The 12,481-nt window shown below is 67.0% G+C and carries 12 protein-coding genes; 8 read left to right on the top strand and 4 right to left on the bottom strand.

Annotated features, from left to right (window positions below; all coding sequences use genetic code 11):
• Positions 1-83 precede the first annotated feature (83 nt).
• From AT701_RS01115 to AT701_RS01090, 6 genes are all read left to right on the top strand, one after another.
• Positions 84-800, top strand: coding sequence for a pirin family protein (locus tag AT701_RS01115; protein ID WP_003891556.1), 717 nt, complete (start codon positions 84-86; stop codon positions 798-800).
• Positions 778-2,061 (top strand): PQQ-dependent sugar dehydrogenase, encoded by a 1,284-nt coding sequence (locus AT701_RS01110; protein ID WP_058124967.1) that lies wholly within the window; start codon positions 778-780, stop codon positions 2,059-2,061. Before AT701_RS01115 ends, AT701_RS01110 begins: the two co-directional genes overlap by 23 nt.
• A gap of 16 nt (positions 2,062-2,077) precedes the next feature.
• Positions 2,078-2,518, top strand: a complete 441-nt coding sequence (locus AT701_RS01105; protein ID WP_058127486.1) for a helix-turn-helix transcriptional regulator — start codon at positions 2,078-2,080, stop codon at positions 2,516-2,518.
• A 4-nt stretch (positions 2,519-2,522) separates the two neighbouring features.
• The gene (locus AT701_RS01100; RefSeq protein ID WP_058124966.1) at positions 2,523-2,942 is read left to right on the top strand and encodes a VOC family protein; all 420 of its coding nucleotides are present in this window, start codon (positions 2,523-2,525) and stop codon (positions 2,940-2,942) included.
• Positions 2,942-5,305 carry an ATP-binding cassette domain-containing protein gene (locus AT701_RS01095; RefSeq protein ID WP_058124965.1) on the top strand — a complete coding sequence of 788 codons (2,364 nt, stop codon included), beginning with the start codon at positions 2,942-2,944 and terminating at the stop codon, positions 5,303-5,305. Before AT701_RS01100 ends, AT701_RS01095 begins: the two co-directional genes overlap by 1 nt.
• A 94-nt stretch (positions 5,306-5,399) precedes the next feature.
• Complete coding sequence (locus tag AT701_RS01090; RefSeq protein ID WP_081319323.1) at positions 5,400-6,488, top strand: phosphodiester glycosidase family protein; 1,089 nt, start codon at positions 5,400-5,402, stop codon at positions 6,486-6,488.
• Here the strand turns inward: AT701_RS01090 and AT701_RS01085 are convergent, their stop codons facing one another.
• Together AT701_RS01085 and AT701_RS01080 are read right to left on the bottom strand one after the other, a co-directional pair.
• Positions 6,489-6,767 carry a barstar family protein gene (locus AT701_RS01085; protein WP_003891550.1) on the bottom strand — a complete coding sequence of 93 codons (279 nt, stop codon included), beginning with the start codon at positions 6,765-6,767 and terminating at the stop codon, positions 6,489-6,491.
• Complete coding sequence (locus AT701_RS01080) at positions 6,764-7,180, bottom strand: guanyl-specific ribonuclease (RefSeq protein WP_301348678.1); 417 nt, start codon at positions 7,178-7,180, stop codon at positions 6,764-6,766. Before AT701_RS01080 ends, AT701_RS01085 begins: the two co-directional genes overlap by 4 nt.
• A 72-nt stretch (positions 7,181-7,252) precedes the next feature.
• Between AT701_RS01080 and AT701_RS01075 the strand changes: the two genes are divergently transcribed.
• Positions 7,253-9,388 carry an acyltransferase family protein gene (locus AT701_RS01075; RefSeq protein ID WP_058124963.1) on the top strand — a complete coding sequence of 712 codons (2,136 nt, stop codon included), beginning with the start codon at positions 7,253-7,255 and terminating at the stop codon, positions 9,386-9,388.
• Here the strand turns inward: AT701_RS01075 and AT701_RS01070 are convergent.
• Entirely contained in the window at positions 9,381-9,821 is a 441-nt protein-coding gene (locus AT701_RS01070) for a MarR family winged helix-turn-helix transcriptional regulator (RefSeq protein ID WP_003891547.1), read from the bottom strand. The two genes, AT701_RS01075 and AT701_RS01070, sit on opposite strands and share 8 nt — an antisense overlap.
• Before the next feature lie 60 nt (positions 9,822-9,881).
• On the opposite strand from AT701_RS01070, the gene AT701_RS01065 reads away from it, so the two are divergent.
• Entirely contained in the window at positions 9,882-10,205 is a 324-nt protein-coding gene (locus AT701_RS01065; protein WP_058124962.1) for an antibiotic biosynthesis monooxygenase family protein, read from the top strand.
• Between the two features lie 88 nt (positions 10,206-10,293).
• Here AT701_RS01065 and AT701_RS01060 read toward each other — a convergent pair whose 3' ends face one another.
• Positions 10,294-12,339, bottom strand: a complete 2,046-nt coding sequence (locus AT701_RS01060) for a hypothetical protein (protein WP_058124961.1) — start codon at positions 12,337-12,339, stop codon at positions 10,294-10,296.
• Positions 12,340-12,481 lie beyond the last annotated feature (142 nt).

The following is a 12,481-nucleotide window of genomic DNA, read 5'->3' as shown; positions in this document are numbered from 1 at the left end:
GCAGGGCGGGAAATCGGCCCGAATCCCGCCACGGACGCACGCTCGGACCGAGGATCGGCTCGTCCTGTCTCTAGGCTGGAGCCATGCCCCCGACCGTCGACATCCGGCGCGCCGACCAACGCGGCGTCTCTGTCACCGACTGGCTGCAGTCACGGCATTCCTTCTCCTTCGGCGACTACTACGACCCGGCGAACACCCACCACGGGCTGCTGCTGGTGAACAACGACGACATCGTCGCCGCAGGTGGCGGATTCGACACCCACCCGCACCGCGACATGGAGATCGTCACGTGGGTGCTCGACGGCGAGCTCGCGCATGCGGACTCGATGGGCAACTCCGGGGTCATCTACCCGGGCCTGGCGCAGCGCATGTCGGCGGGGACGGGTGTGCAGCACTCGGAGAAGAACGCGTCGTCGGACAAACCGGTGCACTTCGTGCAGATGTGGGTCATCCCGGACCGTGCCGGCCTTACGCCGGGCTACGAGCAGCGCGAGATCACGCTCGCCGAAAACCTGACGCCGATCGCCTCGGGGGCCGGTGACGCCGCCGTGACGCTGCACAACCGCAACGCCACGCTCTACGGGGCGCGGCTGCGGCCCGGTGATGCCGTCGGATTACCCGAGGCCCGCTACGTGCACCTGTTCGTCGCGCGGGGCCGCGTCACGCTGGAGGATGCCGGTGACCTGGCCGAAGGTGACGCCGCGCGCCTGACCGGCTCCGGCGGACAACGCGTGACGGCCACCGACGAGCCGGCCGAGATCCTGGTTTGGGAGATGCATGCGAGCCTGGCCGGGGATTAGCGCTGTCGTCGTCACCGCGTCCGTTGTGCTCGCCGGATGCGGCACCGAACCGCAGACTACGGAGCCCACAGCGCAACCGTCTCGATCGTCTTCGCAGACCACCGCCGAACACCCCGCCGGTGCGGCTGAGCTGACACCCGTGACGGTCGAGGTGCCTGAAGGTCTCGACGACGCACCGCTCGACCAGCCGCGTCAGGCTCTCGTCCCGGACGGGTGGACCCTTGAGGTCGTCGCGCGGGTGCCCAAGGCCCGCATGGCCGCGTGGGCACCCGACGGAGCCCTGCTCGTCTCGGTCCCCAGCACCGGCGAGGTGCTGAAAGTGCTTCCCACACAGAGCACCCTGCTCGACGGGCTGGACCAACCGCACGGACTGTTCTTCGCGGGGCCGACGCTGTACGTGGCCGAGAGCGATCAGATCGACGCCTACGACTATGCCGACGGCGCCGCGGTGAACCGCCGCACCGTTATCGACGGTCTTCCCGACGCCAAGAGCCCCGACCTGCGCGGCGCCTACGCCCACGCACTCAAGAGCGTCGTCGTCGGCGACGACGGCGCGGTGTACTTCTCGATCGGGTCCACGGGCAACATCTTGGCCGAGGACCGCACGGCCGACCCGCCGCGGGCCACCATCATGCGGGTGCCGCCCGGCGGTGGTCCGGCCGAACCGTTCGCGACCGGCGTGCGCAACGGAACGGGGCTTGCGTTCGCCCCGGACGGGTCGTTGTGGACCGCGGTCAACAACCGCGACAACGTCGCCGACCCCGACGGCCGCGTCGTGCAGTCCTACGTCGACGACCATCCGCCCGAGTCGGTCGCACGCCTGACGCCAGGGCGTGAACTGGGTTGGCCGTACTGCAATCCCGACGGCCCGCCACCGGCGAAGCTGATCCGCGACCTGCAGACCAATCCCGATGGCGCCGAGATGGACTGCGCCGCACTGCATCCCATCGAGCAGACCCTAGGCGCGCACTCGGCCCCGCTGGGGATGAGCTTCGCCGAGCTTCCGCAGCCGTTCGGGCAGGGTGCGCTGGTGGGTGTGCACGGGTCGTGGAACCGGGACGCGCCGCGCGCTCCCGAGGTGTCGTTCTTCGCTTGGCGCGACGGCACTTTGGGGCCGCAACAGACACTGGTCGGCGGCTTTCAGGACGACGACGGGCAGCGCTGGGGCCGGCCGGTGGCCGCGGTGACCGGCCCCGACGGCGCGGTGTACATCACCGACGACTTTGCCGGGGCGGTGTACCGGCTGGCTCCGCCGCCGTAACATCGGCTGCGTGGCCATGCCTGGGGAGGAGCAACGACTGCGCGACCTCAAGCTGTTGCGCCGGGTGCGCGACCGTATCGACCGCGAGTACGCGCAGCCGCTCAACGTGGAAGCGCTGGCACGCGGGGTGAACATGTCGGCAGGACATCTGTCGCGCCAATTCAAAGCCGCCTTCGGCGAATCGCCGTACTCGTATCTGATGACTCGTCGGATCGAACGCGCGATGGCGCTCCTGCGCCGTGGTGACCTGTCGGTCACCGAGGTGTGCTTCGCCGTCGGGTGTTCGTCGCTGGGCACGTTCAGCACGCGGTTCACCGAGTTGGTGGGCCTGCCGCCCAGCACCTATCGGGATCGCGCGGCCGCCACACAGGAGGGCTTGCCGTCGTGCCTGGAGAAGTACGTCACCAGACCGGTCAGGAATCGAGAAGCGCCCGCCGTGCGCCTGCACCTAGCGTGAGCCCATGAGCAACGACCTCACCATCCACAACACGTTCGTGCCGCACGAGGATCCCGAAGAGTCGCTCGCGTTCTACCGCGACGCCCTCGGGTTCGAGGTCCGCCTCGACGTCGGCCACGGCACCATGCGGTGGATCACGGTCGGCCCGCCGAACCAGCCGGGCACCTCGATCGTCCTGTACCCGCTGACCGCCGATCCGGCGATCACCGAGGAGGAGGGGAAGGTGATCCGCGAGATGATGGCCAAGGGCACGTTTGCGAGCATCGTCCTCGCCACCGCCGACGTCGACGCCACCTTCGAGCGACTGCAGGCCACCACGGCCGAGATCGTGCAGGAACCGACCGACCAGCCCTATGGTGTCCGCGACTGCGCGGTGCGCGATCCCGCGGGCACCATGATCCGTATCCAGGAGCGCGCACTCTGATGCATCCCGCCGACAGCCACGACCGGATCCGCGTCACCGGCGCCCGCGAGAACAACCTCAAGGACATCGACATCGAGCTGCCCAAGCGGCGGCTCACGGTGTTCACGGGTGTGTCGGGATCGGGCAAGAGCTCGCTGGTGTTCGACACGATCGCCGCGGAGTCGCAACGGCTCATCAACGAGACCTACAGCGCGTTCATCCAGGGTTTCATGCCCAACCAGGCGCGGCCCGAGGTGGATGTACTCGAAGGGCTCACCACCGCGATCATCGTCGATCAGCAGCGCATGGGTTCGGATCCGCGGTCGACGGTGGGAACGGTCACCGACGCGGGTGCGATGCTGCGGATCCTGTTCAGCCGCCTGGGAAAACCTCACGTCGGGTCGCCGCAGGCGTTCTCGTTCAACGTGGCGTCGATCAGCGGCGCGGGTGCGGTCGAGTTCCAGAAGGGCGGACGCACGGTCAAGGAGCGTCGTGACTTCAACATCGTGGGCGGCATGTGTCCGCGGTGTGAGGGCCGCGGTTCGGTCAACGACATCGACCTGACCGCCCTGTACGACGACAGCAAGTCGCTCAACGAGGGCGCGTTGACGATCCCCGGTTTCAGCATGGACGGCTGGTACGGCCGGATCTTCCGCGGTTGCGGCTTCTTCGATCCGGACAAGCCGATCAAGAAGTTCACCAAGAAGGAACTCGACGCACTGCTGTACAAGGACGCGACGAGGCTCAAGATCGACGGCACCAACCTGACGTACCTGGGCCTCATCCCGCAGATCCAGAAGTCGTTCCTGTCCAAGGACGTCGAGGCCATGCAGCCGCACATCCGCGCGTTCGTGGAACGGGCCGTCACGTTCACCACGTGCCCCGAGTGCGACGGGACCCGGCTGTCGGAGACCGCGCGGTCGTCGAAGATCGACGGCGTCAACATCGCCGACGCGAGCGCCATGCAGATCACCGACCTGGCCACGTGGCTGGCCGGCCTGGAGAAGAAAGCCACGGCGAAATCGGTGGCGCCGCTGCTCACCGCGCTGCGCCACACCCTCGACTCCTTCGTCGAGATCGGCCTGGGATACCTGTCGCTCGCACGCCCGGCAGGCACGCTCTCCGGTGGTGAGGCGCAGCGCGTCAAGATGATCCGTCATCTGGGCTCGGCGCTCACCGACGTCACCTACGTGTTCGATGAGCCGACGATCGGTCTGCATCCACACGACATCGCGCGGATGAACACCCTGCTGCTGCAATTGCGCGACAAGGGCAACACGGTGCTGGTGGTCGAGCACAAACCCGAGACCATCGCGATCGCCGACCATGTCGTCGACCTCGGACCCGGCGCGGGTACGGCGGGCGGCGAGGTGGTGTTCCAGGGCACCGTCGACGGGCTGCGCGCCAGCGACACTGTCACCGGACGGCATCTGGGTTACCGTGCCGCGCTGAAGGATTCGGTTCGCGAACCCGACGGCGCCCTGGAGGTCCGCGGCGCGAACACCAACAATCTGCACGACGTCGACGTCGACATCCCGCTCGGCGTGCTGGTGGTGATCACCGGTGTCGCGGGATCGGGCAAGAGTTCCCTGATCGACGGGTCGGTCGCCGGTCGCGAGGGCGTGGTACTGGTCGACCAGAGTCCGATCCGCGGTTCACGCCGCAGCAACCCCGCGACGTACACCGGGCTGCTGGAGCCCATCCGCAAGGCGTTCGCCAAGGCCAACGGCGTGAAACCCGCTCTGTTCAGCTCGAATTCGGAGGGGGCGTGCCCGGTCTGCAACGGTGCAGGCGTCATCTACACCGACCTCGGGGTGATGGCGACCGTGGAGTCGCCGTGCGAGGAGTGCGAGGGCCGGCGGTTCCAGGCCACGGTGCTCGAATACACCCTGGCACACCGCAACATCGCCGAGGTGCTGGAGATGCCGGTGACCGAGGCTGTGGAGTTCTTCGGCGCCGGTGAGGCGAAGGTCCCTGCCGCGCAGAAAATCCTCGAGCGCATGGCTGATGTCGGGCTGGGTTACCTCACGCTGGGGCAACCGCTCACCACACTCTCGGGTGGTGAACGGCAACGACTCAAGCTCGCAGCGCAGATGGCCGACAAGGGTGACGTCTACATCCTCGACGAGCCGACGACGGGCCTGCACCTCGCCGATGTCGAACAGCTGCTTGTGCTGCTGGACCGGTTGGTGGACTCGGGTAAGTCGGTGGTGGTCATCGAGCACCACCAGGCCGTCATGGCGCACGCGGACTGGATCATCGACCTGGGGCCCGGCGCGGGCCACGACGGCGGCCGGATCGTCTTCGAGGGCACACCCGCGGATCTGGTGGCCGCGCGCTCGACGCTGACGGGACGGCACCTGGCCGAATACGTTTCCAGCTAACTGTTTTTCGTTTGTTGACGGTTCCGGAACACCTCCGGTATCAGCCCGTGACCAGCCCGTTACGTATGTTGACAGAGTTATCTATGTGGCTACTGTGTATTTCGTGCCTGGGCTGGCAAAACTTTTCCGACGCGTGACGGCGGGCGCCGCAACGTTCGCGTTGTGCGCTGTGCTGGGTACGGGCGGCGCCCCGCCCACCAGGGCCGAGGACCCCAGGACACTGCTGCTGGGCGCCATCGCCAACACCAAGGGTTCGTACCTGGTGTACAACTTCGGCGGGCAGTTCGCCGCACCGTTCCTCACCGCGGACGGCCGGGCCTACACGCTCAACAACGGTGGCCACCTGATGACCATCAAGAACGCGTCGACCCGTCTGAATCCGCGTCTGCTCGTCGACACGCACCAGGGTTATCAGTCGCGGTGTGAGCGAACCCCGGGCGCCCGTACCAGCGAAGGTCTGTGGCAGGCGTCGGAAACCTATGCACCGCTGAACGCCTGGCACGTGCTGGGCCAGCCGACCATCGCGGTCAACGCCAACTTCTTCGATGTCAGGCCGCAGAAGGGCGGTTCGTGGCGCGACACCAAATGCAGTTCACCGCTGGGCGCCTACGTCGACAACACGCGCGGCCAGGGCCGTACCAATAAGGCGGTCACCGGCACGCTCGCCTACGCGGGCAAGCAGGGCCTGTCCGGCGGCAACGAGCACTGGTCGGCACTGGCCACGATGATCCTGCCGGTCGGCGGCGCCCCGTACATCATCATGCCCAAGGGCCCCAACGACTATGACGCGGCGTCCCCGGAGATCCAGCGGCTCGTGGACAGCGGGACGCGGTTCGTCGCGGTGGCAGGCATCGGTCTGCTCGCACCGGGCGATACCGGTCAGCTCAACGACGGCGGGCCCAGCGCGGCGCGCACCGCGCTGGGCTACAACCGTGCGGCCGATCAGCTCTACGTCTTCCAGGGCGGCAGCTACACCCCCGACAACATGCAGGACCTGTTCCGCGGACTCGGGGCCGACAACGCCGTGCTGCTCGACGGCGGCGGTTCGTCGGCGATCGTGCTGCGCCGCGACACCGGCGGGATGTGGAGCGGCGCAGGGTCACCGCGCGGCAATTGTGATACGCGTCAGGTGCTGTGCGATTCACGCGAACGCGCGCTGCCGAGCTGGCTGGCGTTCAACTGATCAGGACCGCAGCCACAGGTCGACGCCCTCGGTGGTGAAGATCGTCAGCAGCGCACTCCAGACATCCTCCCCGACCGCGTCTTTCACGTGTTTGTACGACGTGATGACGAACCGGAACTTGCCGTCGTCGGGTGTGCCGAACCCGCCGCGCAGGCAGTCCGCGAGCGCGTCGAGGTTCGAACCGAAGTAACCACCCTCGCCGTTGACCGCGCGGCCGATCTCGGTGAAGAAGTCGGCCTTCGACGCCACCGCGGATCCGTCGATCTCATACGTCTTCACGTTCCTCCGATCAGACAGAACGACTCGTAGTGGTCGTCGGTGTAGTACATCTCGGGTGGGTCGTCGAGCGGGATGCCGCCTGTGACGATCCGGCGGGCGCCGCGGTGCTTGAGCCCCGGGGTGGGGACCGTGTACTCGCGGTAGTACCCGCGCTCGTGTTCGGGCAGCAGTCCCTCGAAGTTGCCGAACACGACGCCGTCGTTGCGCGGATACGGGAACGGGCCGCCGGACTCGATGAGGTCGACGGTGTCGGCCACCTCGGGCGGCAGGCCAGCGAGGCTGCATGTGCCGTCGCCCGCCTCGCTCGGAGGTGCCTGCGTTCCGGTCGATGTGCAAGCCACCAGAAACACCGACGCGAGCACCAGCGCCAGCACCTTTGCCGGCGCCTGGCGCGTCCACCATCTGCGTCGCATCGGCACGACGCTAGCAACAAATCCCCGGTAACCGCAGGTTCTCGTGGGACGATCGTTACTCGAGTGAACAGAGTGACCGCATCTTCGAAAGGCCGGACCCGACGCGACAAGCCCGCGAGCGGACGGAAGATTCTGTCCGCCACGCAGTTCCGCCCCGACATCGAAGGTCTGCGCGCGGTCGCAATCCTCACCGTGGTGCTCTATCACGCCGGCGTGCCGGGACTGCGCGGCGGCTTCGTCGGCGTCGACGTGTTCTTCGTGGTGTCCGGCTTCCTGATCACCGGCCTGCTGGTCCGTGAGGTGGCCCGCACCGGCACGGTCGGTCTGGCGTCCTTCTACGCGGCACGTGCCCGGCGACTGCTTCCGGCCGCCGCGGTGGTGCTGGTGGCGACGTCGGTTGCAGCCGCTGTGCTGCTGCCACCTCTGCAGGCGCGAAACGTGCTGGGTGACACCGTCGCCGCCGCGCTCTACCTGGGCAACTACCGCTTCGCCATCGAAGGCACCGACTACCTGGCCGACACCGCACCTTCGCCGCTGCAGCACTACTGGTCGCTGGGGGTCGAGGAGCAGTTCTATCTGGTGTGGCCCGCGCTCATCCTCGGCGTGGCCTGGTGGTTGCGGCGCCGATCAGCCGGCGGTGGACGCGGCACCGCGTCGCTCCCCTATTTCGTGGTGCTCGCGGTGCTGGCGGGCGGCTCGCTGGCGCTGTGCGTGCTGTGGACGCGAACGCTGCCGGCGTGGGCGTTCTTCTCGTTGCCGACGCGCGCGTGGGAGTTGGCCATCGGCGGTCTCGTGGCGTTGACCGCCACGCAGTGGCGCAGGCTTCCGCCGGTGTGCGCCGCGGTCGTCGGCTGGGGCGGCCTCGCACTGATCCTGGCGACCTGCAACCAGATCGGTGCGGCGACCCCGTATCCGGGCACGGCGGCGCTGTTGCCGGTGCTGGGCACCGCGCTGGTGATCGGGGCAGGCTGCGCGACACCGGATCTGGGCGTCGGGCGCCTGCTGTCCAAGCCCGTGCTGCGGGCCATCGGACGAGTGTCGTACTCGTGGTATCTGTGGCACTGGCCCGCGCTGCTGCTGGCGCCTGTGCTGATCGGCGCCGACCTGAGCCTGGCCGGGCGGTTGGCGATGGTCGTCATGTCGCTCGGTCTGGCGATCCTGACCCTTCATCTCGTCGAGAACCCGGCCCGGTTCGCCGCGGCGCTGCGGTCATCGACATGGCGCAGCCTGGCTGTCGGCGCCACCGCGACGGGTATCGCTGTGTGCGCCGGCTTGGCGCTCCTCGCCATTCGGCCCGTGCCCACCGGGACCGGTGCGGCCGTCCCCGCCGCGGCGATCGTCGATCCCCCCACCCCGCGCGCGCCGACCCCTTCTGAGCAGTTGCGCGACGCCGTCGCGCAGTCGGTGCACCCGCACGCCGTGCCGTCGAACCTGACACCGCGCCTCGACGACATCACCAAGCCCGACATGTTCGTCAACGGGTGCGTGCTGTCGTGGGACGACGTGGTGCAGCCCGAATGCGCCTCCGGCGTCTCCGATTCGACGACCACGGTGGCACTCATCGGGGACTCGCACGCGGCGATGTGGCAACCCGCGCTCGAACCGGTGGCCCGGCAGCAGGGTTGGCGACTGGAGACCATGTCGAAGGTGACCTGCCCGCTGATGAAACTGCCGATCGTCAGCCCGTACCTGGGCCGGGAGTTCACCGAGTGCAAACAGTGGCGTGCCACCGTGCTCGAGCGCATCGAACGTGAACGCCCCGCGCTGATCGTGCTCGACATGGTGCGCCGCTATGGCGCCGACTTCGGCTTCGTCAGTTACGACCAGGCCTGGCTCGACGGGCTGACGCGGCTCGTCGGACAGTTGCGCGGAACCGGCGCGCGGGTGCTGGTGCTCGGTCCGGTGCCCGATCCGCACGCAACGGTCCCCACGTGCGTCTCCGGGCACATGGACGACGCCCTGGCGTGCGCGCCTGAGCGGTCGATCGCGATGAACCACGACGGCATTGCCGCCGAGGCCGCCGCTGTGCGGGCAGGCGGTGGGCAGTATGCCGACCTCGGCGAGTACTTCTGCACCGACCAGCGCTGTCCCGTCATCATCGGAAACACACTGGTGTTCCGCGACGACAACCACATCACCGCCGAGTACGCACAGCTGATGTCGCCCGTGCTCGCCGAGCTGACCCGCAGTGCGCTGGCCCTCAACTGATCTCCGCTTCAAGGTTCTCGGCGCAACGCAGGAGTGACTGCGCCAGCTGCTTCTGTGCCGACGCGGAGAGACCGCCGACCATCTGGTTCTCGACGTCGATCACGATCGCGTGCGCCTCGTCGAGCAGCTTCGTGCCGACCGCGGTCAGGTGCAGCGCGCGGGCGCGGCCGACCTGCGGGCCGTCGGCATTCTCGACGAGTCCGCCGTTTCGCAACCCTCTCAAGACGTCCTGCAGTGATTGCCGCGTCACGAAGCACAGCCGCGCCAGCTCGGATGCCGACGCGGTCGGATGGTCGGCCAGGGCCCGCAGCACCGCATATTGGGCCATGGACAGCCCGATGGTTCGCAGTTCCGTATCGCACCGGCGTCGCAGCGCCTGCTGCACGCGCTTGACCAGATAACCGGGGCCGGATTCGACGTCGACGGTTGACATGACAGGAACCTTACATGCTGCTACATTCTCCCATGTAAGGAACCTGACATCGGAGACATCATGACGATCATCCAGCAGCACTCCCCGATCGCCACGCTCATCAACGTGTTCACCGTCGAACCCCATCGCTCACGCGAGTTGGTCGAATTGTTGAGCCGAGCCACCGACGAGGTGATGCGCCACGTGCCCGGGTTCATCTCGGCCAACATCCACCTGAGCGCCGACGGAACCCGTGTCGCCAATTACGCCCAATGGCAGAGCGTCGAGGCGTACAAGGCCATGCTCGACGACCCCGCCGCGCGCGAACACATGGGTAAGTGTGCGCAGGTCGCGGTGAGCTTCGACCCGCACCAGTACACCGTGGAATCCGTGCACCAGGTCTGAATGCCGGCTTCCCCATGGGCGAAACGACATTCCAGCAGGGGTGCACTCGCACCTTCCCTGCTGGAATGTCGTTTCGGAAACCGTGTGACTACTCGGAATCCTTGTTGTCGTTGTCGGTGCCGGTGCTCTGGGTCTTCTTGGCCGGCTTGCTGATCGCCTTCTTCACTGCATCGCGGGTGTCCTTCACGGCTTTCTTGACCCCGTCGGTGACGGCCTTGACCTGCTTGCGGCCATTCTCGGCGACCTTGTTCACCCGGTCCTGGGCTTTCTTGACCGCCTGCTGTGTGCCCTGACGCATCTTCTTCGCCGACGCCTTCGTACTGTCGTCGGGCTTCTTCGCGCCGGTCTCGAGAACCGCCTGAGTTTCCTCCGTGTTCGCCGCGACCTCGGTGACACCCCCCTCGGACGATTTCGCCTCAGTGCCTTCGATCTTCGGAGGTGCCGGGTCGCCGGTCTTCGCCGCCAGCATGTTGTTCTGCTCTTGCTCGACGGCCGGTGGCGTGCCCGCTTCGGGTAGTTGCTCGGACAGATCGGCAATGGCGGCGGTCAGTTGTTCGACCGTGCTCACGAAATCGTTCACCAGAGGGCCGGCCTGCTCGTTGAGCGCCTCGGTGAACGTCTCACCGATCGGGGCGATGGTCACGTTGAACACCGGTGTGAGGACGTTCGACACCGCACCACCGACGTCGGGAAGCCCGAGAAGGCTTGCGACATCGGTGGTTTGCGTGGGCAATTCGAGGCCGAGGTTGAGCACGCTTGCCGGTATCACGCCATCGGGCGACTGTTGATTCGGCGCGGTGCCCACCTGGAACGACGGCGCGACCCCGACGGTGAACAGCGACGGCAATGTGAAGCCGAAGCCCGTGCTGCCGGCGTTGAGGCCGCCGAGCGAGAATACGATCGGCAGCGTGCCGAACGGCGTGGTGAGCGCCGCTATCGTGGTGCCACTGTTGACGTTGAACCCGTTGGTTCCGACATAGGTCGACTGCAGCAGGTTCGTCACACTGAAATCGATTCCCAGCAGCGGGATTCCGAACGACTGCACGGTTGTGCCCCCGAGCGTCGACACGCCGGTCGCGGTGGGGAACAGCGCTCCGGGCGAGGTCACCATCGCCATCGACGCCAGCCCCATCGGCAGTGTGAGTCCCTGCGCGAAGATCGGGATCGCCACAACGGTCTCGGTGCCCGACTCACCGATGGCGCCCAGATCGACGGGCCCGACCACCAGCGTCGGCATCGCGGCCAACCAGCCGTATGACCCGCCGAGAAGTGAATAGTTCCCGGAACCGCTTGGCAGCCAAGCGGTGACAGACGGGGTTTCGACGCCACCGAGAGCGGCGTTGACTGTCGCAAACAAGCCGGCGACAAACAATTTGGTGAGGGCATTGTTCGGAACGTCCACTTCACCCTGGATCGCGGCGATGATGTCACCGAAGGACTGCTCAGGCAACTGGGCGAACAGGTTGCTCACCGTGGTGTTCCCACTGCCCCCGAGTATCGGCCAGTCGAACCCGGAGGAGTAGGTCGTCTGCGTCACCGACAACCCCTCGATCAGCTCGTCGATCGACGGAACCCCGGTCACACCTCGAATGCCGCTGAGCCCGGACAGCAACACCTCGATGCCCGTCACCGGCAACAGCGGCGCGTTGGCGAGCGCGAACACCAGGGCCGCGGGGGCCAGGCCCGGGAGCAGTCCGGCTAGCACCGCCGTCGACGCGCCGTCCGGCAGACCGGGGACCGCGTCGAGATTCAGATCCCCGAACACACCGGTGAGAGCGTTCAAGGCGTCAACGAATCCGTCGACGGAGGACAGATCCTCTTGTCCGGTCCCCGAGTAGAAGGTCGGGAGCACCCCGCCAGGAAATGCCGCGGCCAACGGGTTCCACAGCCCGGCCGCTGCACCGCCGAAGTTCCCCCCTGCGAACAGGACGTTGTTCAGGCTGTTCGACGAGTCGGTGATGAGCTGCGTGTAGTTCGGACCGGCCGTCAGCGCGACCTCGCGACTGACGACGGCGGAGTTTGCTTCCGCGATCGGAGCGACGCCCGCAGTCAGGGCTGTGGCCGTCATCGCAGCGGCGCTGAGCGTCGCCGCCTTCTTTGCACGCGCCTTGCGGCTGGATCGTTTTGTAGCCACTGCCAGTCCTTTCAGAGAAACCCTCAGGTTGCTCTCAGGAACGTAGCACCAGCGTGATCTAGATCACCACAATTTTTCAGACAACTTTATTGACTTTGCCGAAGATGTTTGCTCTTGCAATCGACGCGACGGCAGACGTCGT

This window comes from Mycolicibacterium smegmatis (assembly GCF_001457595.1).
GTDB lineage: Bacteria > Actinomycetota > Actinomycetes > Mycobacteriales > Mycobacteriaceae > Mycobacterium > Mycobacterium smegmatis.
Note: the sequence above shows the minus strand (reverse complement) of the source record. Positions and strands in the feature narration are given on the sequence as shown.